Raw genomic sequence first — 23,086 nt, forward strand, 5'->3', positions numbered from 1 at the left:
GCGATGGGCAAGGCTGCAAATCCCCGCCGCGTCGCGGACAACGAAGCTCGCGCAAAGCTGCGCATGCTTCGCATCAGCCCGCAGAAGCTCAACCTGATCGCCCAGTTGATCCGTGGCAAAAAGGTTGAACGCGCTCTGGCTGACCTGGAATTTTCGCGCAAGCGTCATTCCGCCGACGTCAAGAAGGTGCTCGAGAGCGCCATCGCCAACGCGGAAAACAACCACGGTCTGGACATCGACTCGCTTGTCGTGTCCGAGGCCTATGTGGGCAAGAACCTGGTCATGAAACGCTTCCGCGCCCGTGCGCGTGGTCGCGGCGCCAAGATCCTGAAGCCGTTTTCCGAGCTGACGATCGTCGTGCGCGAAGTTGAGGAGGCCGCCTAATGGGTCAGAAGGTTAATCCGATCGGCCTTCGCGTCGGCATCAACCGCACGTGGGAATCGCGCTGGTTCGCCAAAGGCGACGAGTATGCGGACCTGCTGCACGAAGATCTGCGCATTCGTGAATTCCTGAAAAAGGAACTCAAGAACGCGTCTGTGTCGCGCATCATCATCGAGCGCCCGCACAAGAAATGCCGCATCACGATCTACACGGCGCGTCCGGGTGTCGTGATCGGTAAAAAAGGTGCGGACATCGAAAAACTGCGCCGCAAGGTCTCGAAAATGGTTGATGGGGAAGTTTTCCTCAACCTGGTCGAAGTTCGCAAGCCGGAAGTCGACGCGACCCTGGTCGCCGAGAGCGTGGCTCAGCAGCTCGAGCGCCGCGTGGCTTTCCGCCGCGCCATGAAGCGCTCTCTGCAGACCGCCATGCGCATGGGCGCACTGGGCTGCAAGATCATGTGCGGCGGCCGTCTGGGCGGCGCCGAGATCGCGCGCGTTGAAAAGTATTCTGAAGGTTCGGTTCCGCTGCACACCCTGCGTGCGGACATCGACTATGGTTTCGCTGAAGCCAAGACCGCGATGGGCATCATCGGCATCAAGGTCTGGATCTACAAAGGCGAGATCATGGAACATGACCCGATGGCGCAAGAGCGCCGCATGCTCGACTCTGGCGAGCAGCGCGCACGCTCTGGCCGCCAAGCGGCGTAAGCGGAACGAGGGAGTAGAACCATGCTTCAGCCGAAGCGCACCAAATTCCGCAAGGCGCACAAAGGCCGCATTCACGGTCAGGCCAAAGGCGGCTTCACGCTGACCTTTGGGTCCTATGGCCTGAAAGCGGTCGAGCCGGAGCGGATCACCGCCCGTCAGATCGAGGCGACCCGTCGCGCCATCACCCGTCACATGAAACGGGCTGGCCGCGTCTGGATCCGGGTGTTCCCGGACCTGCCGGTCTCCAAGAAGCCGACCGAAGTCCGGATGGGTAAAGGTAAAGGCTCACCCGAATACTGGGTGGCTAAAGTCAAGCCTGGCCGGATCATCTTCGAGATTGACGGTGTTCCGGATGATGTCGCTCGTGAAGCCCTGCGCCTTGGCGCAGCCAAGCTTCCGATCAAGACCAAAGTCGTCACCCGTCCGGGTGAGTAAGAGGAGGGAAGAATGAAAGCCGAAGACGTCCGCGCGTTTAGCGACGATCAGCTTCAGGACGAACTCCTCAAGCTGAAAAAAGAACAGTTCAACCTGCGTTTCCAACAGGCTACCGGCCAGCTGGAAAACACTGCGCGCTTTAAGCAGATCCGCCGGGATATCGCCCGGGTCAAAACGGATCAGCGCCGCCGCGCGCTTGAAAATTAAGGGGGCTTGGGTCCATGCCGAAGCGCATCCTTCAAGGCGTCGTGGTGAGCGACAAGCAGGAAAAAACCGTGATCGTGCGCGTTGAGCGCACCTTCCTGCACCCCCTGCTGCGTAAAACCGTACGCCGTACGAAGAAATATCACGCCCACGACGAGACGGGCGCGATCAAAGTGGGTGAGCGCGTCCAAATCCAGGAGTGCTCGCCGAAGTCGAAGCTGAAGCGGTGGGAGATCGTCTCCGAGCAGGCGTAAGCCTGGCCCGGTGGAAGATCCACTGATTACGGAGGATTAGCGATGATCCAGATGCAAACCAATCTGGACGTGGCCGACAATTCCGGGGCCCGCCGCGTGCAGTGCATCAAAGTACTGGGCGGCGCAAAACGCCGCTACGCAGGCGTTGGCGACATCATTGTCGTCTCGGTCAAGGAAGCCACGCCCAAGGGCCGCGTTAAGAAGGGCGACGTCCGCAAGGCCGTCGTCGTGCGCACCGCTCGCGACATCAAGCGTCGCGACGGCAGCGTCATCCGTTTCGACGGCAACGCGGCTGTGATCTTGAACACCAACAACGAGCCGGTCGGCACCCGGATCTTTGGCCCGGTTCCTCGTGAACTGCGCGCCAAGAGCCACATGAAGATCGTCTCCCTCGCGCCGGAGGTCCTGTAACCATGGCTGCGAAGATCAAAAAAGGCGACAAGGTCATCGTTCTGACCGGTCGCGACAAAGGTAAGACCGGCGAGGTCACCCAGGTTCTTCCCAAAGAAGACCGTGTGGTGGTGTCGGGCGTCAACGTGGTCAAGCGCCACCAGCGCGCGACCCAAACGGCCCCGGGCGGTATTGTTGAGAAAAACGCGTCCATCCACGTGTCCAACGTGGCTCTGGCCGATCCGAAATCTGGTGAAGCCACCCGTGTGGGCTTCAAGATCGAAGACGGCAAGAAGGTGCGCGTGGCCAAGAAATCCGGTGAGGTGATCGATGGCTGACGTTGCTACATACGAACCGCGCCTGAAGACGAAGTATCGCGAGGAAATCCGCGCGACTCTGAAGGAAAAGTTCGGTTACGCGAATGACATGATGATCCCGCGCCTGGATAAGGTCGTGATCAATATGGGCGTCGGCGAAGCCGCTCAGGATTCCAAGAAAATCCGTGGCGCGCTCGCAGATCTCGAACTGATCGCCGGCCAGAAGCCGGTCGGCACGGTAGCCAAGAATTCCATCGCCGGCTTCAAGCTGCGCGAAGATCAGATGATCGGCGCCAAAGTCACCCTTCGCAAGGATCGCATGTTCGAATTCCTTGATCGTCTGGTGACCATCGCTCTGCCGCGCGTCCGCGACTTCCGCGGTCTGAACGGCAAAAGCTTTGACGGCCGGGGCAATTATGCGATGGGCTTGAAAGAGCACATCGTGTTCCCCGAGATCGATTACGACAAGGTCGAGAAAATCCGCGGTATGGACATTGTCGTCTGCACCACGGCCAACACCAATGAAGAAGCGAAGGCCCTGCTGGCCGAGTTCGATTTTCCGTTTTCGAACTAACGCAGCAGGAGAGCGGGACCGTGAGGGTCTCGCACGCGAGGAGATAAACTGAATGGCTAAGAAGAGTGCAGTCGAACGCAATCTCAAGCGCCAACGCCTGGCTCAGCGTTTCGCTGCCAAGCGTGAAGCGCTGAAGGCGATCGCACGTGACACGGACAAGCCGGTGGAAGAGCGCTTTGCAGCGCAGCTGAAACTGGCTTCGTTGCCGCGCAACTCGGCGCCGACCCGCATCCGCAATCGATGCCAGGTGACCGGTCGCCCGCGCGCTTATTACCGCAAGCTCAAGATGTCGCGTATTGCGCTGCGTCAGCTGGCCAGCCACGGGCTTATCCCGGGCATGGTCAAGTCGAGCTGGTAGGAGGGATTTAAATGTCCGTGAACGATCCTCTCGGCGATATGCTGACCCGCATCCGTAACGCGCTGATGCGCAAGCGGACCAGTGTGGTGACCCCGTCTTCCAAGCTTCGTGGCCGCGTGCTCGAAGTGCTCCTGGAAGAGGGCTTCATCCGCGGTTACACCGAGACCACCGACGCCAAAGGCTTCAGCCAGTTCGAAATCGAACTGAAATACCATGAAGGCCAGCCGGTGATCTCCGACATCAAACGCGTGTCCAAGCCGGGCCGTCGCGAATACCGCAAGGTGCGCGATCTGCCGCTCGTGATGAACGGTCTGGGCATTGCAATCATTTCGACTCCGCAAGGCGTTATGAGCGATGCACTGGCGCGCTCCAAGAACGTCGGCGGCGAAATTCTTTGCCACGTCAGCTAGAGACAGGGAGGCTAGAACCATGTCGCGTCTAGGCAAACTGCCTGTCGAAATCCCCACCGGGGTCACCGCCAACATCTCTGGCGGCCAGGTGTCGGTCAAAGGCCCGAAAGGCGAACTCAGCTTTGAAGCGCCCGCATGCGTGCGCCTCAAGCAAGAGGACAACGCCATTACGGTCGAAATGGCTGACAGCACGAAATTCGCGAAAGCCATGTACGGCACCGCGCGCGCCCGCATCAAAAACATGGTGCAGGGCGTCACTCAGGGCTTCTCCAAGAACCTTGAACTGGTCGGTGTTGGTTACCGCGCCCAAATGCAGGGCTCGGATCTGAAGCTTTCGCTCGGTTTCTCGCACGACGTGATCTACACGCCGCGTGAGGGCGTCAAGATTGCGACGCCGAAACCGACCGAGATCACCATTGAGGGCGCCGACGCCCAAACCGTGGGTCAGACCGCGGCGGAAATTCGTGAATTCCGTCCGCCCGAGCCTTACAAAGGCAAAGGCGTGAAGTATTCCGACGAATATGTCCGTCGTAAGGAAGGCAAGAAGAAGTAAGGGGCCAGGCGATGAAAAATGCTGCAGAAACCATGCGGCGCCGCGCTCAGCGCACGCGCACCCGGCTCCGCAAAATGGGCAATGGACGACCGCGTTTGTCGGTGTTCCGTTCCTCAAAGAATATTTACGCCCAGATCATCGACGATGCGAACGGCGTGACCCTGGTGTCGGCCTCCACTTTGGAGAAAGATTCCAAGATCTCTTCGAACGGTGTCGAAGCGGCTGCCGAAGTTGGCAAGCGCGTCGCAGAACGGGCGAAGGAAAAAGGTCTGATCGACGTGGTGTTCGACCGCGGCGGTTACATCTTCCACGGGCGTGTTAAAGCGCTCGCAGACGCCGCTCGCGAGGGCGGTCTGAACTTCTAAGGAGCGAACGCATGGCACGAGAAGACAATCGCGGCCGCGATCGCCGCCGCCGGGACGACGATAACGGCGAACCGGAACTGGTCGACAAGCTGGTCCAGATCAACCGCGTCGCCAAAACCGTGAAAGGCGGCCGGAACTTCCAGTTCGCCGCGCTCGCGGTGGTTGGTGACCAGAAGGGCCGTGTCGGCTTTGGACAGGGCAAGGCGCGTGAAGTGCCTGAGGCCATCCGCAAGGCGACCGAAGAAGCCAAGAAGATGATGGTGCGCGTGCCGCTGCGTGAAGGCCGCACTCTGCACCATGATGCAAAAGGTCGTTGGGGCGCCGGCAAGGTGATCCTGCGCTCCGCCCCTCCGGGCACCGGCGTCATCGCCGGCGGTCCCATGCGTGCGGTGCTGGAATCGCTGGGCGTTCAGGACGTGGTCGCCAAATCGACCGGTTCGTCCAACCCGTACAACATGGTTCGCGCAACGTTCGAGGCTCTCAAAGCCCAGAACAGCCCGCGTTCGGTGGCCGCCAAACGTGGCATCAAGGTCGCTGATCTGGTTGAGCGTCGCCAAGATGGCGCCAGCTCACCTGAAGCCATCGAATCCTAGGAGGGACGCATGGCTGAACAAAAAACCCTGGTGGTGCGCCAAACCGGCAGCCCCATCCGCCGTCCGAAGGACCAAGGCGCGACCCTGAAGGGTCTGGGCCTGGGCCGGATCGGCCGCGAGCGCGAGCTTGAGGACACCCCGTCCGTGCGGGGCATGATCCGCAAGGTCGCCCACATGGTTGAGATCGTGGAGGAGCGCGGTTAATCCCGCGCCCTCTCACCAAGGAGAGAAACGATGCGCTTGAATGAACTGCGCGATAACGACGGCGCGACCAAATCGCGTACGCGTGTCGGCCGTGGCATCGGCTCTGGCAAAGGCAAAACCGGCGGACGCGGCGTTAAAGGCCAGAAGTCTCGCTCGGGTGTCGCCATCAAGGGCTTTGAGGGCGGTCAGATGCCGCTCTATCAACGTCTGCCCAAGCGCGGCTTTAACAAGCCGAACCGTTTGGCGTTCGCTGAAGTGACCCTGGGCCGCCTGCAAACGGCTGTGGACGCCGGCAAGCTGGACGCGAAAGCGCCCGTCGACGCCGCCGCCCTGATCAAAGCTGGCGTCATTCGCCGCGCCAAGGATGGCGTGCGGGTGATTGGCGGCGGTGATCTGACCGCAAAACTGGACCTGACGGTTGCTGGCGGCTCCAAGCCGGCGATCGAAGCTGTGGAAAAGGCCGGCGGCAAAGTCACCGTCACCGCCAAATCCGCCAAAGACCAGTCCGAATAAGCTAGCGTTGAGACGGACCGCTTCCTAACTGGAGGCGGTCCCTCCGCGCTTTGAGGGCTTTCTCAGGGAGCATCCGACCGATATGGCGTCAGCCGCTGAACAGCTCGCCCAGAACATGAATTTCGGGGCGTTCGCCCAAGCGAAGGAGCTGCAGAAGCGCATTCTGTTCACGCTCCTGGTCCTGGTCATCTACCGTATCGGCACGTTTGTGCCTGTGCCGGGCATCGACCCCTCGCAGTTTGCGCTGGCGTTCCAGCAGCAAAGCCAGGGCGTGCTGGGCATGTTCAACATGATGTCCGGCGGCGCCGTGGAGCGCATGGCGATCTTCGCGCTGAACGTGATGCCGTATATCTCGGCCTCGATCATCATGCAGCTCATGTCGGCCACTGTGCCGTCGCTTGAGCGCCTGAAGAAAGAGGGCGGTGAGGCCGGTCGCAAACAGATCAACCAATATACCCGCTATCTGACCGTGGTGCTGGCCGGCGCCCAGGCGTTCGCCATCGCCATTGGCATGCAGACTGTGACCGACGGGGCGTCCATCGCCATCAATCCGGGTCCGTTCTTCCTGATCACCACCGTCACGACGCTTGTCGGCGGCACCATGTTCCTGCTGTGGCTGGGTGAGCAGATCACCGCGCGCGGCGTGGGCAATGGCGTGTCCCTGATCATCTTCGCCGGCATTGTGGCCGAGCTGCCCCGCGCGCTGGTCAATGCGTTGCAACAGGGGGCCTCCGGCGCTATTCCGGGCGGCGTCATCATCGCCATGCTGATCGGCATCATCGTCGTGCTGGCTTTCGTGGTGTTCATGGAGCGCAGCCAGCGTCGTCTGCTGATCCAGTATCCCAAACGTCAGGTGGGCAACCGCATGATGGGCGGTGAATCAAGCTTCCTGCCGCTTAAGCTGAACACAGCGGGCGTGATCCCGGCGATCTTCGCATCGTCTCTGCTCTTGCTGCCGGCGACCTTGCAAGGGTTCTCCTCCAGCGGTCCTGAGTGGATGACCACGATTGTGGCCCTGCTTGGCCCCGGGCAGCCTCTGTTCCTGGCGTTCTATGCCTCGCTCATCATTTTCTTCACCTTTTTCTACACCTCGCTTGTCTTCAATCCGGAAGACACGGCGGACAATCTGAAGAAATATGGTGGCTTCCTGCCGGGCATTCGTCCTGGTAAGCGAACCGCGGAATATCTTGACTATGTGCTCTCGCGTCTGACTGTCATCGGGGCGGCCTATTTGACTTTGGTCTGTGTTTTCCCCGAGTTCCTGAAAGCGCAAGTTCCTGGCATCCCGGTCTACATTGGCGGCACCTCGCTGCTCATCGTGGTGTCGGTGACGCTTGATACTGTTGGTCAGATCCAGTCCCATCTGCTGGCCCACCAGTATGAAGGCCTGATCAAGAAGACCAAGCTGAAGGGGCGCAAGAGATGAACCTGGTCATGTTCGGCCCGCCTGGCGCGGGCAAGGGCACGCAAGCCAAACGTCTGGTCGCTGATTACGGATGGCTGCAGCTGTCCACCGGCGACATGCTGCGCGCTTCTATCGCAGCTGGCACCGAACTGGGCCGCAAGGTCAAAGGGATCATGGACCGGGGCGACCTGGTTTCCGATGACATCGTGATCGCACTGATCGAGGAACGTCTGCCGGAAGCTGATATCGCCGGCGGCGCCATTTTCGACGGTTTCCCGCGCACCGTGGCTCAGGCCGAAGCGCTGGACGAACTCCTGCAATCGCGCGGCACGCAGATCGACACGGTCTTGCGGCTGGTGGTGGACCAGGACGAGCTGGTGACGCGTATGGAAAAACGCGCCGCTGAAGAGGGCCGCGCCGACGACACTGTCGAGGCGTTCAAAGTGCGGCTTGAGAATTACAACGCCCAGACCGCGCCGCTGATTCCCTATTATGAGGGGCAGGGCAAACTGTCTGATGTGGACGGCATGGGCGAGATGGACGAGGTGGCTGCACGCATTGCAGCTGCGCTCGGCCAATAAAAGAGCAGCTTTCAGACCAGTACGGTCTGGAAAAACAGGACGGGTGGCTTCCTCTCGCGGTTGACGTGATCGGTGAGCGCCTATAATAAGCGCCCTTCGCTCGCAGGGGCAGATGTCGAAACAAGCGCCGCCATACCGGTTGCGCTCTTTCGCCGTCTTCTGTGCGAAGGCTGATGAGACAAGGAGAGCGTCGTGGCACGTATCGCCGGCGTCAACATTCCGACTAACAAGCGCGTCACGATCGCGCTGCGCTATATCCACGGCATTGGCCCGGCTATGGCGACGGAAATTTGTGACAAGGTGGGAATTCCCGCCGAAAAACGTGTGAGCCAGCTCACCGACGCAGAGATTTTGCAGATCCGTGAAGCCATCGATGCTGGCTACACCGTTGAAGGCGATCTGCGCCGCGAAGTTGCGGTGAATGTAAAGCGTCTGATGGACCTGGGTTGCTATCGTGGTCTGCGTCATCGCCGCGGCCTTCCGGTCCGTGGCCAGCGCACGCACACCAATGCGCGCACCCGTAAAGGCCCGGCCAAGCCGATCGCCGGCAAGAAGAAGTAAGGAAGCAGGGTAATGGCAAAAGAACCGTCCCGCGTCCGCCGCCGCGAGCGCAAGAATATCACGGCCGGCGTCGCACACGTGAACGCCAGCTTCAACAACACCATGATCACCATCACCGATGCGCAGGGAAATGCGATTTCCTGGTCTTCGGCTGGCGCCATGGGGTTCAAGGGCTCGCGTAAATCCACGCCGTATGCTGCGCAGGTCGCTGCTGAAGATGCAGGCCGTAAAGCGCAAGAGCACGGTGTGAAGACGCTGGAAGTGAAAGTCTCTGGTCCAGGTTCGGGCCGTGAGTCTGCGCTGCGCGCACTGCAGTCTGTCGGTTTCACGATCACGACGATCCACGACGTGACCTCGATTCCGCACAATGGCTGCCGCCCGCCGAAGCGCCGCCGCGTCTAAATTCAATCGACGCCGTTTTGCGTTGATTGACGACTTTGGTCCGGCGCGCAGTCCCCTCGACTGTCGCGCCGCACGCCTGAAGGGGTGATGTCCGTGATTGAGAAGAACTGGCAGGAACTGATCCGCCCGATGAAGCCGGAAATTCAACCTGGCTTTGATCCGGTGCGCCAAGCCAAAATCATTGCTGAGCCGCTCGAGCGCGGTTTTGGCATGACCTTGGGTAATGCGCTGCGCCGTATTCTGCTGTCCTCGCTGCAGGGCGCGTCGATCACGGCCGTGCAGATTGATTCCGTGCTGCACGAGTTCTCGTCCATCAAGGGCGTGCGTGAAGATGTCACCGACATCATTCTGAACCTCAAGCAGGTCGCTCTGCGCATGCATGGCGAAGGTCCCAAACGTCTGACCCTGAAAAAACAGGGTCCGGGCGAAGTGACCGCCGCGGACATCGAAGAGACCGCCGACGTCGAGATCATCAACAAGGATCACGTCATCTGCACCCTCGACGAGGATGCGGACGTGCGCATGGTCCTGACCGTGAATACCGGCAAGGGCTATGTCCCGGCGGATCGCAATCGTCCTGAAGACGCCCCGATCGGCCTTATCGGCGTGGATGCGCTGTACAGCCCGGTCAAGCGCGTGGCCTACCGCGTGGAAAACACGCGTGAGGGCCAGGTGCTCGACTATGACAAGCTGATCCTCGAAGTTGAAACCAATGGCGCTGTGACCCCTGAAGACGCTGTGGCGTACGCTGCGCGCATCCTTCAGGACCAGTTCCAGATTTTCGTGAACTTTGAAGAGCCGTCCGAAGCCCGCGCGGCCGAAGACGACAAACCCGAACTGGACTTCAACCCGGCCCTGCTCAAGAAGGTGGACGAGTTGGAACTGTCCGTGCGTTCGGCGAATTGCCTGAAGAACGACAACATCGTCTATATCGGCGACCTCATTCAGAAGTCCGAGGCGGAAATGCTCCGCACCCCGAACTTCGGTCGCAAATCGCTCAACGAGATCAAGGAAGTTCTCGCACAGATGGGTCTGCATCTGGGCATGGACGCGCCGAACTGGCCGCCGGAGAACATCGAAGATCTCGCCAAAAAATATGAGGATCAAATCTAGGAGGAACGCCGCGAGGCGTCCCTAACCGGGATTGAAGGAGAACACCGATGCGTCATGGCGTCGCCCACCGCAAGCTTAACCGCACCTCGACCCACCGTCGCGCCATGTTCGCCAACATGGCCGCGTCGCTGATCGAGCACGAACAAATCGTCACCACGCTGCCGAAGGCCAAAGAGCTCAAGCCGATCATGGACAAGCTCATCACCCTGGCCAAACGCGGTGATCTGCATGCTCGCCGTCAGGCGATCTCTAAGATCCGCAACAAGGATCAGGTGGCCAAGCTGTTTGAAGCCCTCGGCCCGCGCTATCAGGAACGTCAGGGTGGCTACACCCGCGTTCTGAAAGCCGGTTTCCGTCATGGCGATAACGCCCCGATGGCTGTGATCGAGCTGGTTGATCGCGATCCGTCCGCCAAAGGCGCCGCCGACCGTGCGCGCGAAGAGGCGACCGAGGCTGCTGAAGACTAGGTCTTCACACCTGACGATCTGAAAAGCCCCGCTCATCAGAGCGGGGCTTTTTGCATTCCGATCAGGGCTCAGGGCCGGTCTGGAGCCATGCCCAGCGCCTCGCGCGCCTTGGCGCGGTGGGCGTCCGTAATCGCGCCGCCCACTTGCAAGATGATGGTGGTCAGTACCGTGCCATCGTCGGCGTATCCGACGAAGCCGAGAAAATCGGGGATGATGTCGAAAATCCATAGAAAATAGAGCAGGCCCAGGGCGAGGGCGGCGCGCACCTGAAGCGGCGTGTCGGGGTCGCGCATGGCGTAATAGGCGGCCACAAGGTCCTCAAGAAACGGAATTTGCCGGGCGACCCGCTGAACCTTGGGCCAGAAGCCGGCTTCGACCTTGGCTTCATCATGCTCAAATTCAGCTTCCGTCATCTCAGCGGCTTCAGCGACCCTCTGGCGCGCCAGCTCTTCCGCCCGGTCGAGCGCTGAAGTGCGGCCTTCACGGTAGAGGGGGGTGTAGGCCGCTTCGGCCTTGCGCTGAATTTTGGACAGCGCCTTTTCGCCTTTGCCGCGGCGGAAAATCAGCCGGTCGATCGTGTGGCGCATGATGTTTCCCTTCCCGAACAGTTTAGCCCAATTTCTGACGACATGTGTGTCGAACTTGCGAAATCGTAATCGCTCAGCCTCTGTTCAGGCCCTGTCCGCCACCTTAAATCGGTCTGACATTTGCTTTGTCATTACAGGCTTACCCTGAGGAGATTGCTCCATGATCCGAACCCTGTCCCTCGCGCTCGCAGCAAGCGCTGCGCTCATCACGCCCGTTTCTGCGCAAGACCAGGCTGTTCCAGAGACACAGGCTCAGGTTCAGCTATCGTTTGCACCCGTGGTGCGCCAGGCGGCGCCAGCGGTGGTGAACGTCTATTCGCGCCGGGTCATTGCACAACGCACGCCCTTCGCAGGGGATCCCTTCTTTGAACGGTTTTTCGGCCCGCAAGTGCGCGAACGCGAGGTGAACTCGCTGGGATCGGGCGTGATCGTGGACGCCAGCGGCGTCATCGTCACCAATAATCACGTGGTGCAGGGCGCCCAGGATCTGCGTGTGGTGCTGTCTGACCGGCGTGAATACGAGGCGGAGCTGTTGCTGGCGGACGAGCGGACGGATCTCGCTGTCCTCAAAATCAGCACGGACGAGCCATTGCCGGTCCTGCCCTATGATGACGCCGGTGACAGCGAGGTCGGCGATCTGGTGCTGGCCATCGGCAATCCGTTCGGGGTGGGGCAGACGGTGACCAGCGGCATCGTCTCCGCCCTGGCGCGCACCGATGTGGGCATTTCCGACTACGCCTTCTTCATTCAGACTGACGCGGCGGTGAATCCCGGCAATTCCGGCGGCGCGCTGGTGGACATGGACGGCCAGCTGATTGGCGTAAACACCGCAATCTTCTCACGCTCGGGCGGGTCGAACGGCATTGGCTTCGCCATTCCTTCTGAAATGGTGCGCACCGTCGTCGAGGCGGCGCTTGTGGATGGCGAGATCATACGGCCCTGGCTGGGCGCCCGCCTGCAGCCCGTCACTCAGGATCTCGCCAGCTCGCTGGGGCTGGATCGTCCGCGCGGTGCGATTGTCGCTGACCTGTGGGAGGGCGGCGCGGCGGACCGCGCCGGGCTGGAACAGGGCGATGTGGTGATTGCTGTGGACGGCGTCGAGGTCAATGACGAGATCGGCGCACGCTTCCGCTTCGCCACCCGCATGATCGGCGATCGTGCGGCGCTCACGGTGCTGCGCGATGGGCGCGAGCGTGTGTTGACTGTTGAGGCGGAACCCGCGCCGGGTGCGGTCGAGGGCGCCAGAATGGATATCTCAGGCGAGAACCCGCTGGCGGGCGCAGAGCTGGTTCAGCTCAGCCCCGCCTTCAATGAAGAAAGCGGTCTTGACCCCTTCATGGATGGAGTCCTGGTTTCTGGCGTGACACGTCGCTCGGCTGCGGCGTATTTCGGGTTCCGACCGGGGGACCGCATTCTCTCAATCAATGAGGAGCGGATCGACACCCTGATCGATCTCAACCGCATCCTGCGGGAGCTGGAAGGCGAGAAAACCTGGCCCATTGAAATCGAACGTCAGGGGGAGCGCTTCTCGCGCACGCTGTCGCTGTAACAGACTGGGTCATGGTGTGGAGGTGGGCGGATCAGACGTAGCGCCGTCCCACCCCAGCCATGACTTGGCTTCTGAGACATCGGTGAATTGGGCGATCATCCGGTGCGTCAGGCTGATTGTGGTGTCGATGACCACGTATTCGAGCTCTCTGTTCTTTGGCTCCGGCTCATAGACAACAGCGATCCGCCCTGAGCCGCCTGACAGCAGTTCAGCGATCCCTGCACCGAAGGCCGCAGCCTCAGCATGACTGAGCTTTGACCGGGACTGACCCGTGAGAACGAGTAGCTTGAGGCTGTGAGCGTATCCGCAAGTCTTGATAAAGCATAGGAAATCTCGCGCATTCTGGGCTGTGAAGTAATCTTTCAGCTCCAGTGTGGCGCGACCTTGTCCACTTTCTGAGATGTGCATGGAATGACTGCATACTTAATTGATAATGTTTTATAATAGCATAGTCGGGCGCACTTTGGATACATGTCAGGCATGTGTTCCGCTGTGTATAAAGATGCCGCTGTTCACCAATCAGGGCCGGGGCTCTGTGGTCGATCATGTATCGGATTGACGCGGATCAGTTCCAGAGTTCGGCCGCGTCCCAAGGTGCGGGAACCTGTAAGGTCCCGCGCTGTGGCGCCTCAGCGCTCAGCGTTCTCATGCGCCAGGCTTCACGCCAGTCACGCTTGAGCGCATAAGGCGGCTCAATCGGGCTGATCTGATCAAATCCGCGCCGGGTGTAATACTCAGGATCGCCCAGCACCAGTATTGCGCTCACAGCTTCCGCTTCGAGCTGACGGGCCGCCTCTTCAATGAGGGCGCGGCCCAGACCCTGGCGCTGCGCGCCCGGCGCCACGCATAGCGGTCCCAACAGGGCCACGCGCGCATCGTGGCCTGTGACGGCGCACCGGGTCAGAGCGACATGACCAGCAATGCTGAGCCCAGTCCAGGCGGTCAGGGACAAGACGTCGGGATGAGTGAGAAGGGCCGCGACCAACCCTGTCAGGTCTTCATCGGGAAAGGCGCGTGGATAGAGCGCCAGAAGCGCGTCCTGATCCTCTGGCGTGCTGATCGTGATTCGGGTCGCATCCATACTGTGCCTTACTCGCGGCTGAGAGCCCGCCAGGCGATGTCGCGGCGGCAAACGCCTTCGGGCCAGTCAATCATGTCCACAGCCTTGTAGCACCGCTCTACGGCCTGTTTCAGGTCATCGCCAACGGCGGTCACATTGAGCACCCGGCCGCCAGTGGCGATCAGCTCGCCTGTATCATTGGTGGCGGTTCCGGCATGAAACACGGTGACGCCGTCAATCTCGCCCGCGGCTTTGACGTTCTGGATCACCGAGCCTTTGGCGTAGGCGCCAGGATAGCCGCGGGTCGCCAGCACTACGGTAGCGGACGGGCGCGCCTGATCCACCACGGGCAGAAGGGATTTGAAGTCCTTTTCAGGCATGCCGCCTGTGGCGCAGGCCAGCAGGACGGGAACGATGTCATCCAGGAGCGACGCCATCAGAACCTGGCACTCCGGATCGCCGAAGCGCACATTGAACTCGACCACTTTGGGGCCTTCAACGGTGATCATCAAACCGATGTACAGCACGCCCTGATACGGGTGTCCGGCCTGGTTGAGCCCCTCGAGCATGGGCGCCGTGATCTCTTCATCTACTTGCGCCAACAATTCGGGCGTCATCACAGGGGCGGGGCAATAGGCGCCCATGCCGCCTGTATTGGGGCCTTCGTCATGATCCAGCAGGCGCTTGTGATCCTGACAGGCGGGCAGGGTGATCCGGTTCACCCCATCGGTCAGCACGAAGACGCTGGCCTCCTCGCCATGCATGAACTCTTCGATGACCAGCTCGGCCGAGGCGTCGCCGAATTTGCCTGACAGCATCTCGTCCGCTTCCGCCTTGGCCTCTTCGAGCGTGGGCGCGATCACCACGCCCTTGCCGGCGGCCAGACCATCCGCTTTCAGCACATAGGGCGCGTCGAGCGTGTCGAGAAACGCCTTCGCCTTGCCAGCGTCGGTAAACCGGCCATAGCGGGCGGTCGGCACGCCCAGCTTCGCCATCAGGTCCTTGGAAAAGCCTTTTGACGCTTCCAGTTGTGCTGGTTCCTTGTTGGGGCCAAACACATCAAATCCGCGTGCACGCAGCATGTCCGCCGCGCCGAGCGCCAGGGGCGCTTCAGGACCGATGACGATCAGGTCCGGCTCCAGCTGGAGCGCGAGCGCCTGCAGACCCTCAAGATCATCGGGCTGAACATCAAAGCACGGACCGATCTGGTCCAGGGCGATGCTGCCAGGTGCGGACCAGACCGTGTCCACCAGCGGGCTTTGTGCGATTTTCCAGGCCAGGGCGTGCTCACGACCGCCCGATCCGATGATGAGAATGTTCATGTGCCGCCCTTGCCGTCTCCAGGCGCGATTGCTGCGCCCGATATCCTTGCTGTGAGCTGAATGGCCTTGGGAAGGCCGCACGTCAACGGCGCCTGAGCGGTACACGCCGTCCGAATCCGCAGCTAGGGTGAGCCCATGACTGACGCCAGCGCCTCTAACACGCCCGAATTTACCGTTTCAGAGCTCTCCAACGCGCTCAAGCGCACGGTGGAGCAGGCCTATGATCATGTGCGGGTGCGCGGTGAGCTGGGGCGTGTGACAATCGCCAAGTCCGGCCATGTCTATCTCGATATGAAGGACGACAAGGCTGTCATTGATGGCGTGATGTGGAAGGGCGTCGCGGCTCATCTCAGTTTCAGGCCCGAGGAAGGGCTGGAAGTGATCGCTGAAGGTCGGCTTTCAACCTTCCCCGGACGCTCCAAATACCAGATGATCATCGAGCGCATGGAGCCTGCGGGCGAAGGCGCCTTGATGGCGCTTCTGGAGGCGCGCAAGAAAGCACTGGCCGCTGAAGGCCTGTTTGCGCCCGATCGCAAGACAGCCTTGCCCTATCTGCCGCGTGTGATTGGCGTGGTGACGTCACCCACCGGCGCCGTGATCCGCGATATCCTGCACCGTCTTGAGGATCGCTTTCCCACCCATGTGCTGCTCTGGCCGGTGCTGGTGCAGGGCGACAAGGCGGCCGAGCAGATCTCGCGCGCCATTGAGGGGTTTAACGCCATCACGCCGGGCGGGTCTGTGCCTGTGCCTGACGTGTTGATCGTGGCGCGGGGCGGGGGCTCGATTGAGGATTTGTGGTGCTTTAACGAGGAAAGCGTGGTGCGCGCGGCCGCCGCCTCGCGCATCCCGTTGATCTCGGCGGTGGGGCATGAAACTGACACCACCTTGATTGACTATGCCTCGGATCGTCGGGCGCCCACACCCACCGGGGCGGCGGAGATCGCAGTGCCGGTGCGGCGTGAGCTGGCGGAGCGGATCTCCACCACCAGCGCCCGGTTGATGAGCGCCCTGGTGCGCGGGCTTGATCGCAAATCCGCCGATCTCAAATCCGCCTCACGCGGGCTGCCCAGCCCCAAGGCGATGCTCAACGAGAACGCGCAAAAGCTCGACTTCATCGCCAGCCGCCTCAATGGCGCCGCGCAGACCGGGCTCGAGCGCAAGCAGAACCGTCTGCAAACGGCCGCGCTACAGATGCGACCGGCGGCGCTCCGCCGTGACCTGGCGCTGAAAGGCGAGCGGTTCAATCAGGCGGGGGCGCGTCTGGACCAGGCGTTCCGGCGTGACCTCTCGGATCAGGAACGAGCTTTGGCGGGATTGGGCGCGCGGCTTGAATCCCTGTCGCATAAATCCGTGCTAAAGCGCGGCTTTGCACTGGTCAGGGACGAGTCGGGAGCGCTGGTCCGCCAGGGCGTAACGCTTTCGGCGGGACAAGCGGTGTCGTTGGTCTTTGATGATTCTGAGCGCCGGGCTGTGATTGACGGTGCGCCCACTGCTGCCAAGACGGCGCCGACTTCGGCCCCGTCACCGAAGCCAAAGTCAGCACCGAAATCGAAAAAACGCCCCGTCAATCCCGATCAGGGCAGCTTGTTCTAGGCGGCTCGCAGGCGCTTGAGGAATTGGGCTACGTCTTCGCGCAGCTTGTCCGCCTGACGTCCAAGGTCATCAGAGGATTCCACCAGGCCTTGAGCGGAACTGGCGGTGCTCTGCACGCTGCTCAACACGCCCACAATCGTTTGCGACACCGACCCGGCGCTTTGGGCAGTCTGTTCGGTGTTGCGGCTGATTTCGGCGGTCGCTGCGTTCTGTTCTTCGACCGCGGCCGAGATCGAGGTGGACACGCCATTCACCCGATCGACCGAGCGCGCGACATCCTCGATGGCTTCCACTGCACTCTTCACAACAGTCTGTATGTTATTGATCTGTTGTGAAATTTCATCGGTCGCCTTGGCGGTCTGGCCCGCCAGGGACTTCACTTCGCTGGCCACGACCGCAAAGCCCTTGCCGGCGTCTCCGGCGCGGGCGGCTTCGATGGTGGCGTTCAGCGCCAGAAGGTTGGTCTGCTCGGCCACGCCTTCAATCAGGGTGATGATCTCACCGATTTTCTGAGCGGCCTCATCGAGCGTGTTCATGGTGACGCGTGTGCGTTCAGCCTGTTCAGCGGCTTTCGAGGAGCCGTCTGCGGCTTCCCCGGCGCTGGACGAAATTTCCTGGATGGCTTTGGTCAGCTCTGACGAGGCGCCGGCGACGCTTTGAGCGGTCGCTGTGGCTTCTTCGGCGGCGGCGGCGACGGTCGAGGCTTGTTGAGATGACGTCTCGGCGTCTTTCGCCATGGTCCGCGCGCTGTCGGCCAGATGTGTGGAGGTTTTCGCCAGAGTGTCGGAAATGACGCCGATCTGGGCTTCCATCTCATCGGCGAGCGTATCAAACATCTCTAGCCGTTCTTGATTCTGACGCTCATAAATGACGCTCAGCACCAGCTCCATATCAAGCATGACCGCCTTGACCAGAACCGAGACCCGTTTGCGGGCCGCTTCCGCATGACCGCGCCAGCCATTGATGCCGCCTTGTTTGCGGCGCTCATCGAGCACGGCTCGGATCAGGTCCATCATGAGGAAGTTATACGCGCCGAAATACCATTGCGGCTGAAGTTTCAATCGGGCGTGTGCATTGCCGATTGCGGTGACGGACTGGCCGTATTCATCATCAAACTTGGCGTCAGCGATCCGGAGCCAGTGATCGAGCTGTTTGGATCGCGCATGCTTGACGCCAGCTTCGCCGCCGAACATGCCATAAATCTCCGGCCAGCCTTTTAGATGCTCGTAAAACGCATCCAGGATGGAGGGAAACTCTCGTTCTATGACCGGCTTCAGCTGCCGCAACAGCTCCCGTTCCTCCTGCTCGATTTTCATGAAGGCGATACGGGTTTTAAAATCAATCGAATAGGACATGGGGCTCTGCTAAACTGGCTATGAATCACGCTCAATCCGCGCAGCGAAACACTCTAATGGGGGTGGTTAACAGTCTGCTTCACCGCTGCGGTGATCGCTGCTCAACGTTTGAGCGCAGCCTGCACATAGGGCCAAGCGGACCAGGCTGTGAGCAGAGCCAGAAACCAGACCGCGCCGATCCAGTAATGATACCAGAGCGCAATATCTCTGAAGCCGACAAGGATGAGAGCAAAAGGTACTGCAGTTATAACCATTTGCAGCGCGGTCTTGGTCTTCGCTGTCAAGGTGACGTGAAGCGTTCCCGGCGAGGGACGCACGAGGCGTAAAACGGTAATGGCGATATCACGACCCACGATCACAAGAACCGGCAGGACCAGATAGGCGTCAAATCCACTAATCGCGCAATAGGCGATCAGATACCCGCCCACCAGACATTTGTCCGCGATGGGGTCAAGCAAGGCGCCCAGGGCGCTTTCCGCGTTCAGACGGCGCGCCAGCCAGCCATCGAGCCAGTCGGTCAGCGCAGCGATGATGAACACCAGAACGGCGAGAAGGCCTAGCCGCACCGCATCGCTCTCCACGACCGCTTGGGAGCTTTGCACCAGCAAGACCGCGCCCAGCGGTCCGGCGAGCGCGCGAGCGAGGGTGAGGGCGTTCGGCAGCTGGCGGAGGGCGCTATTCATGGAAATGCTCGTAAATCTTGCGGGCCAATGCTTTGGAGACGCCCTCCACCGCTTCAAGATCCGCCAGATTGGCGCGTGAAACCGCTTTCGCCGAGCCGAAATGCTTCAACAGAGCGCTTTTGCGATTGGCGCCGACGCCGGCGATGTCGTCCAGCGGATTCTCGCGCATGCGCTTGGCGCGCTTGGCGCGGTGACCGGTAATCGCAAACCGGTGCGCCTCGTCGCGAATGCGCTGAAGGTAATAGAGCACCGGATCATTCATCGCCATGCGAATTGGGGGCTTGCCAGGCATGTAGAAGACTTCACGTCCCGCATCCCGGTCTGGCCCTTTGGCGACCGCAGCCACAGCCACATCATCCACGCCCAGCTCTTCCATCACCTCCATGACCGAGGAGAGTTGACCCTTGCCGCCATCGATCAGGATCAGGTCAGGAACCGGGGCGCCGTCCTCGCGGTCTTTTTGCAGCCTTGTGAAACGCCGCCGGATCATCGCTTTCATCATGGCGAAGTCATCATTGGTGGCCGCGTCGTCGCCCTTCATGTTGAATCGGCGATAGCTCTGTTTATCAAAGCCTTCCGGTCCCGCCACGATCATGGCGCCGAGCGCGTTCGTGCCCTGGATGTGGGAGTTGTCATAGACCTCAATGCGATCCGGGCGCTCATCGAGCTCAAACGCCTTCGCCACCCCGTCCAGCAATTTGGCCTGGGACTGGCTCTCCGCCAGTGTCCGCCCCAACGCCTCTTTGGCGTTTCGTTCCGCGGCTTCCACCAGCGCTTTTTTGGCGCCGCGGAGCGGGGTTTTGATCTCTACGGAATGCCCGGCGCGCAAGCTTAGCGCTTCAGCCAGAAGGTCAGCTTGCTGCGGGGCCTCACCGGTCAGGATCAGGCGCGGCGCAGGTTTGTCGTCATAGAACTGGGCGATAAAGGCGGCCAGGATTTCATCGGTGGACGCATCGGCTTCATGCTTTGGATACAGGGAGCGGTTGCCCCAGTTCTGACCGGCGCGGAAGAAAAAGATCTGAACGCAGGTCTTGCCGCCCTCCTGGTGCAGGGCGATCACGTCCGCCTCTTCAACGCCATCGGGATTGACGTCTTGCTGGCTGGTCACGGCGGCGATGGCGCGGATACGGTCGCGCAGCTTGGCGGCGGTCTCAAAATCGAGCGCCTCTGACGCCTCGGTCATTTCGTCCTGTAGCCGTTGACGCAAGGCGTTCGAACGCCCCGAAAGGAAGTCCTTCGCCTCGCGAACCAGCTCGTCATAGTCAGCCGGGCTGACCAGATCGACGCAGGGGCCGGCGCACCGCTTGATCTGATAGAGCATGCAAGGGCGCGTGCGGGACTCATACGTGCTGTCGGTGCAGGTGCGGATGCCAAAAGCCTTCTGCAGCGTGTTCAGCGTGTTGTTGACCGCGCTGGGGCTGGCGAACGGGCCGTAATAATCGCCCTTGGCCTTGCGCGCGCCGCGATGCTTGACCAGCTGCGGGCTCTCATGTTCGCGCCGGATCAGGATGTAGGGAAAGCTCTTGTCATCGCGCAGCAGGATGTTGAAGCGCGGTTTCAGGCGCTTGATCAAATTGGCTTCGAGCAGCAGCGCTTCAGTCTCGGTGCGCGTGAGCACGAACTCCATGGATCGCGTCAGCGAGATCATCAGGGCGATGCGATTGGTGTGCCCGCCTGTCTTGGCGTAGTTGGACACCCGGTTTTTGAGCTTTTTCGCTTTGCCCACATACAGGACTTCACCGTCCGCGCCATACATGCGGTAGACGCCTGGCCCCTGGGACAGGGTTTTCACGTAGTCGGCGATGATCTCCGGGCCGGTGCGATACTCTTTCGGCGCGGGCTTGGGACCAACGTCAGAAGACTTGTCTAGCGGCGGAGCGTCGGGGCGATTGGCTTTGACCATGGACCTAAGATAGGTCTGAAGCGCTGAGTCGTCAGCCGCTACATCTCAACAGATGCATACAGCTCATCACATTCGAGCACGGACGGAATCTTGCGGATGCGTACCCTGACGCTGTCGACGTGCTTGAGGGTTTTGAGGCGTTCAGCCACTTCAATCGCCATGCGCTCAATCAGATCGAAATGCTTGCTGGTGGCCACTTCGCGGGCCGCCGCAGCGACATCGTCGTAATTGGCTGTGGCGCTGATATCGTCTTCACGGGGCAATTCGCGCAGGACTATGGTGATATCCATACGCACCTGTTGCTTGCGCGCACGTTCCTCGTCATAGACCCCCAGTGAGACCATCTGATGGACACCGGCAAGCTCAATCTCTATTTTAGGCACTCTGCGCCCCATCCAAGTTCATCAATAATCTACATCGCTTACAGGAGGCCTTTCAGGCTTCCAAGCAGAAAGGTGAGTCTGTCAAATGATCGATTCAGAGCGATTGGTCTATTTGCCGCCTTGGGCCAGATTTCTGGCGCTGGGCACATTGCTGGCCGGCCTGGCGGTTTCGCTTTTCGTCGCCATGAGGTTTGTCGGCGAGCCCGATCGGGCGGACTGGATCCTGATGGCCATGTCCGTGTCGCAAGTGTCCCTGACCGCCCTCGTCGTTCTGTTCGTCGTGCTCTTTTCGGAGAAAGACGCCTCGCTCGATACGCTCGACAAGAAAGCGGATCAGTTCGTGCGCGAATACGTGCCGCGATTTCTGGAGCGGATCTCGCTGGAGAGCGGCGAGAAAGCCAAATGTGTGGTCCGCGACAAGGCGGCTGACCGCGATCTGTTCGGACGCGTGGTGACGCTGGAGTTCAAGGACAATGTCAGCCTGAAAATCTGGGTCGGGCTGAATGTCAGTCGTATTTTCGCCATCTACTTCGTGAAGTCGCGTGGCGAGGATCCGGCCGATATCGAGGCGATCAAGGACGTCTTCCGCTTCACCTTCGGGGGGGCGGAATCCTTGGGCTATGACATTTATTATGAACAGAGCGAGGTTGAGGGTGAGCGCTTTGTCTCTATCTGGACAACGGTCAGCGCCGATGACGACATGATTGTGGACCCAAAACGCAAACTCTTCTGGGCGCAGGATGTCGCCATGATGACGCAATCCTTCTTGCGAACGGCCTTGCGCCGGTCCGACGTCATCGATGTGTCGCTGCCGTTCGATCCGCGCCCGCTTTAAGTTCAGGACCCCAACATGAATGATCACACTTCCCCCGAGGGCGCAGCGCTGGTTACAGGCGGCGCCAAGCGCTTGGGCCGCGCCTTCATTGAGGCGCTCGCGGCCGACGGGCGTGATGTAATCGTCCATTACAACAGCTCGTCAGGGGAGGCCGAGGCGCTGGCCGCCGAGCTGTCACAGAGCGGTGTGCGCGCCATCGCGCTGGGCGCAGACCTGAGCCAGGCTGAAGAGGCGGCGGGTCTGATCGCCCGCGCCAATCAGGCGCTTGGGGCTGTGGGCGTGCTGGTCAATTCCGCTTCTGTGTTTGAACAGGACCAGCTTGAGACTGTGGGCGCCGACAGTTTTGATCTTCATATGCGCGCAAACACGCTGGCGCCGGCGCTGTTGACCAAGGCGCTCGCCGGGCAGGGGCTGGAGCGGGCATGCGTGATCAATGTGCTCGATTACAAGCTCTTCAATCTCAACGCGGATTATTTCTCTTACACGCTGTCGAAAGCCGCTCTGAAGACCATGACGGAGATGCTGGCGAAATCGCTGGCCCCGAAGGTGCGCGTCAACGCCATCGCACCGGGCCTGACTCTGCCGAGCGCCCATCATACCGAAGCCGAGTTCGAGCGAGTGCATGACGACAATCCGCTCAAGGCAGGCTCGACGCCGGACGATCTGGTCGCCGCCCTGCGCTTTTTTGTGAATACGCCGTCTGTCTCAGGGCAGACGCTGTGCGTGGATGGCGGCCAGCATTTTGATCCTAGGCTCAGCCGGGATGTGTTTGAGGCGCTTTAAATCTGATCCCGCCTGAAGGGCGTGACGATCCTCGCGACGCTGCAGGCGCGCAGTCGCGCTAGCGAACCCTCTTTCCCGGCGGAGGCCGGCCTCCAGAGATCATGAAGCGTTGAGCACGCGGCAGCTGAGCACGCGGCACTGGGCCCCTGCCTTTGCAGGGGAAGAGGCAGATTTAGAATATGGGGTACATATGAGACGGTCGAAAGATCGTCCGATGACGTGTTCTCGATGTGCTTTCGAGAGCCC

Annotated in this window: 33 protein-coding genes; 25 read left to right on the top strand and 8 right to left on the bottom strand. The window is 60.8% G+C overall.

Going from position 1 to position 23,086, the window contains the following annotated elements; translation table 11 throughout:
• Positions 1-3 precede the first annotated feature (3 nt).
• The 21 genes from rplV (at position 4) to rplQ (ending at position 10,787) form a co-directional block, all read left to right on the top strand.
• Complete coding sequence (rplV, locus tag ACP154_RS10900) at positions 4-384, top strand: 50S ribosomal protein L22 (protein WP_022699737.1); 381 nt, start codon at positions 4-6, stop codon at positions 382-384.
• Complete coding sequence (rpsC, locus tag ACP154_RS10905; RefSeq protein WP_107712991.1) at positions 384-1,088, top strand: 30S ribosomal protein S3; 705 nt, start codon at positions 384-386, stop codon at positions 1,086-1,088. The genes rplV and rpsC overlap by 1 nt, the downstream gene beginning before the upstream one ends.
• Positions 1,089-1,109: 21 nt before the next feature.
• Complete coding sequence (gene rplP / locus ACP154_RS10910; RefSeq protein WP_009801130.1) at positions 1,110-1,523, top strand: 50S ribosomal protein L16; 414 nt, start codon at positions 1,110-1,112, stop codon at positions 1,521-1,523.
• A gap of 12 nt (positions 1,524-1,535) precedes the next feature.
• Complete coding sequence (rpmC, locus tag ACP154_RS10915; protein WP_107712992.1) at positions 1,536-1,730, top strand: 50S ribosomal protein L29; 195 nt, start codon at positions 1,536-1,538, stop codon at positions 1,728-1,730.
• A 14-nt stretch (positions 1,731-1,744) separates the two neighbouring features.
• Positions 1,745-1,981, top strand: coding sequence for a 30S ribosomal protein S17 (gene rpsQ / locus ACP154_RS10920; protein WP_107712993.1), 237 nt, complete (start codon positions 1,745-1,747; stop codon positions 1,979-1,981).
• 42 nt (positions 1,982-2,023) lie between these two features.
• Positions 2,024-2,392, top strand: coding sequence for a 50S ribosomal protein L14 (rplN, locus tag ACP154_RS10925; RefSeq protein ID WP_022699733.1), 369 nt, complete (start codon positions 2,024-2,026; stop codon positions 2,390-2,392).
• Positions 2,393-2,394: 2 nt separating this feature from the next.
• Positions 2,395-2,709 carry a 50S ribosomal protein L24 gene (gene rplX / locus ACP154_RS10930; protein ID WP_022699732.1) on the top strand — a complete coding sequence of 105 codons (315 nt, stop codon included), beginning with the start codon at positions 2,395-2,397 and terminating at the stop codon, positions 2,707-2,709.
• Positions 2,702-3,262 (top strand): 50S ribosomal protein L5, encoded by a 561-nt coding sequence (gene rplE, locus ACP154_RS10935; RefSeq protein WP_107712994.1) that lies wholly within the window; start codon positions 2,702-2,704, stop codon positions 3,260-3,262. Before rplX ends, rplE begins: the two co-directional genes overlap by 8 nt.
• Before the next feature lie 52 nt (positions 3,263-3,314).
• Positions 3,315-3,620: a 30S ribosomal protein S14 gene (rpsN, locus tag ACP154_RS10940; protein ID WP_022699730.1), complete on the top strand. Its 306-nt coding sequence runs from the start codon at positions 3,315-3,317 to the stop codon at positions 3,618-3,620.
• A gap of 11 nt (positions 3,621-3,631) precedes the next feature.
• On the top strand, positions 3,632-4,030 hold the full coding sequence (gene rpsH / locus ACP154_RS10945) for a 30S ribosomal protein S8 (protein WP_133723082.1): 399 nt from the start codon (positions 3,632-3,634) through the stop codon (positions 4,028-4,030).
• A 19-nt stretch (positions 4,031-4,049) separates the two neighbouring features.
• Positions 4,050-4,583: a 50S ribosomal protein L6 gene (rplF, locus tag ACP154_RS10950; RefSeq protein ID WP_107712996.1), complete on the top strand. Its 534-nt coding sequence runs from the start codon at positions 4,050-4,052 to the stop codon at positions 4,581-4,583.
• An 11-nt stretch (positions 4,584-4,594) separates the two neighbouring features.
• Positions 4,595-4,948, top strand: a complete 354-nt coding sequence (rplR, locus tag ACP154_RS10955; protein WP_107712997.1) for a 50S ribosomal protein L18 — start codon at positions 4,595-4,597, stop codon at positions 4,946-4,948.
• An 11-nt stretch (positions 4,949-4,959) separates the two neighbouring features.
• A complete protein-coding gene (gene rpsE, locus ACP154_RS10960) occupies positions 4,960-5,541 on the top strand; it encodes a 30S ribosomal protein S5 (RefSeq protein ID WP_107712998.1) in 582 nt (193 codons plus the stop codon).
• Positions 5,542-5,550: 9 nt separating this feature from the next.
• Positions 5,551-5,745 carry a 50S ribosomal protein L30 gene (rpmD, locus tag ACP154_RS10965; RefSeq protein WP_107712999.1) on the top strand — a complete coding sequence of 65 codons (195 nt, stop codon included), beginning with the start codon at positions 5,551-5,553 and terminating at the stop codon, positions 5,743-5,745.
• A 30-nt stretch (positions 5,746-5,775) separates the two neighbouring features.
• Complete coding sequence (rplO, locus tag ACP154_RS10970) at positions 5,776-6,258, top strand: 50S ribosomal protein L15 (RefSeq protein ID WP_133723083.1); 483 nt, start codon at positions 5,776-5,778, stop codon at positions 6,256-6,258.
• Positions 6,259-6,340: 82 nt separating this feature from the next.
• Entirely contained in the window at positions 6,341-7,684 is a 1,344-nt protein-coding gene (secY, locus tag ACP154_RS10975; RefSeq protein WP_107713001.1) for a preprotein translocase subunit SecY, read from the top strand.
• On the top strand, positions 7,681-8,244 hold the full coding sequence (locus ACP154_RS10980; protein WP_107713002.1) for an adenylate kinase: 564 nt from the start codon (positions 7,681-7,683) through the stop codon (positions 8,242-8,244). Before secY ends, ACP154_RS10980 begins: the two co-directional genes overlap by 4 nt.
• 192 nt (positions 8,245-8,436) lie before the next feature.
• The gene (rpsM, locus tag ACP154_RS10985; RefSeq protein WP_107713003.1) at positions 8,437-8,805 is read left to right on the top strand and encodes a 30S ribosomal protein S13; all 369 of its coding nucleotides are present in this window, start codon (positions 8,437-8,439) and stop codon (positions 8,803-8,805) included.
• Between the two features lie 12 nt (positions 8,806-8,817).
• Entirely contained in the window at positions 8,818-9,207 is a 390-nt protein-coding gene (gene rpsK / locus ACP154_RS10990; protein WP_009801114.1) for a 30S ribosomal protein S11, read from the top strand.
• 93 nt (positions 9,208-9,300) lie between these two features.
• Positions 9,301-10,320, top strand: a complete 1,020-nt coding sequence (locus ACP154_RS10995; protein ID WP_107713697.1) for a DNA-directed RNA polymerase subunit alpha — start codon at positions 9,301-9,303, stop codon at positions 10,318-10,320.
• Between the two features lie 47 nt (positions 10,321-10,367).
• Positions 10,368-10,787 (top strand): 50S ribosomal protein L17, encoded by a 420-nt coding sequence (gene rplQ / locus ACP154_RS11000; RefSeq protein ID WP_133723085.1) that lies wholly within the window; start codon positions 10,368-10,370, stop codon positions 10,785-10,787.
• 68 nt (positions 10,788-10,855) lie between these two features.
• On the opposite strand, the gene ACP154_RS11005 is transcribed toward rplQ, so the two are convergent.
• The gene (locus ACP154_RS11005) at positions 10,856-11,374 is read right to left on the bottom strand and encodes a YkvA family protein (RefSeq protein WP_421859246.1); all 519 of its coding nucleotides are present in this window, start codon (positions 11,372-11,374) and stop codon (positions 10,856-10,858) included.
• A 160-nt stretch (positions 11,375-11,534) separates the two neighbouring features.
• Between ACP154_RS11005 and ACP154_RS11010 the strand changes: the two genes are divergently transcribed.
• Positions 11,535-12,923 (top strand): DegQ family serine endoprotease, encoded by a 1,389-nt coding sequence (locus ACP154_RS11010; protein ID WP_421859243.1) that lies wholly within the window; start codon positions 11,535-11,537, stop codon positions 12,921-12,923.
• A gap of 9 nt (positions 12,924-12,932) precedes the next feature.
• On the opposite strand, the gene ACP154_RS11015 is transcribed toward ACP154_RS11010, so the two are convergent.
• From ACP154_RS11015 to purD, 3 genes are all read right to left on the bottom strand, one after another.
• The gene (locus ACP154_RS11015; protein WP_421859241.1) at positions 12,933-13,331 is read right to left on the bottom strand and encodes a hypothetical protein; all 399 of its coding nucleotides are present in this window, start codon (positions 13,329-13,331) and stop codon (positions 12,933-12,935) included.
• Between the two features lie 157 nt (positions 13,332-13,488).
• Entirely contained in the window at positions 13,489-14,004 is a 516-nt protein-coding gene (locus ACP154_RS11020; RefSeq protein ID WP_421859238.1) for a GNAT family N-acetyltransferase, read from the bottom strand.
• Between the two features lie 8 nt (positions 14,005-14,012).
• Entirely contained in the window at positions 14,013-15,305 is a 1,293-nt protein-coding gene (gene purD, locus ACP154_RS11025; protein ID WP_421859235.1) for a phosphoribosylamine--glycine ligase, read from the bottom strand.
• A gap of 135 nt (positions 15,306-15,440) precedes the next feature.
• Here purD and xseA point away from each other — a divergent pair, with 135 nt between their 5' ends.
• Positions 15,441-16,898, top strand: coding sequence for an exodeoxyribonuclease VII large subunit (gene xseA / locus ACP154_RS11030; RefSeq protein WP_421859233.1), 1,458 nt, complete (start codon positions 15,441-15,443; stop codon positions 16,896-16,898).
• Here xseA and ACP154_RS11035 read toward each other — a convergent pair.
• The 4 genes from ACP154_RS11035 to ACP154_RS11050 form a co-directional block, all read right to left on the bottom strand.
• On the bottom strand, positions 16,895-18,253 hold the full coding sequence (locus tag ACP154_RS11035) for a protoglobin domain-containing protein (protein ID WP_421859230.1): 1,359 nt from the start codon (positions 18,251-18,253) through the stop codon (positions 16,895-16,897). The two genes, xseA and ACP154_RS11035, sit on opposite strands and share 4 nt — an antisense overlap.
• A 101-nt stretch (positions 18,254-18,354) precedes the next feature.
• Positions 18,355-18,936: a CDP-diacylglycerol--glycerol-3-phosphate 3-phosphatidyltransferase gene (pgsA, locus tag ACP154_RS11040; protein ID WP_421859228.1), complete on the bottom strand. Its 582-nt coding sequence runs from the start codon at positions 18,934-18,936 to the stop codon at positions 18,355-18,357.
• On the bottom strand, positions 18,929-20,839 hold the full coding sequence (uvrC, locus tag ACP154_RS11045) for an excinuclease ABC subunit UvrC (RefSeq protein WP_421859226.1): 1,911 nt from the start codon (positions 20,837-20,839) through the stop codon (positions 18,929-18,931). Before uvrC ends, pgsA begins: the two co-directional genes overlap by 8 nt.
• 38 nt (positions 20,840-20,877) lie before the next feature.
• Positions 20,878-21,222 carry a dihydroneopterin aldolase gene (locus ACP154_RS11050; RefSeq protein WP_158267898.1) on the bottom strand — a complete coding sequence of 115 codons (345 nt, stop codon included), beginning with the start codon at positions 21,220-21,222 and terminating at the stop codon, positions 20,878-20,880.
• A gap of 85 nt (positions 21,223-21,307) precedes the next feature.
• Between ACP154_RS11050 and ACP154_RS11055 the strand changes: the two genes are divergently transcribed.
• Entirely contained in the window at positions 21,308-22,057 is a 750-nt protein-coding gene (locus ACP154_RS11055; protein WP_421859223.1) for a hypothetical protein, read from the top strand.
• 15 nt (positions 22,058-22,072) lie between these two features.
• Positions 22,073-22,840: an SDR family oxidoreductase gene (locus tag ACP154_RS11060; RefSeq protein WP_107713017.1), complete on the top strand. Its 768-nt coding sequence runs from the start codon at positions 22,073-22,075 to the stop codon at positions 22,838-22,840.
• Positions 22,841-23,086: the final 246 nt, after the last annotated feature.

Source organism: Oceanicaulis sp. (genome assembly GCF_965249665.1).
Taxonomy (GTDB): domain Bacteria; phylum Pseudomonadota; class Alphaproteobacteria; order Caulobacterales; family Maricaulaceae; genus Oceanicaulis.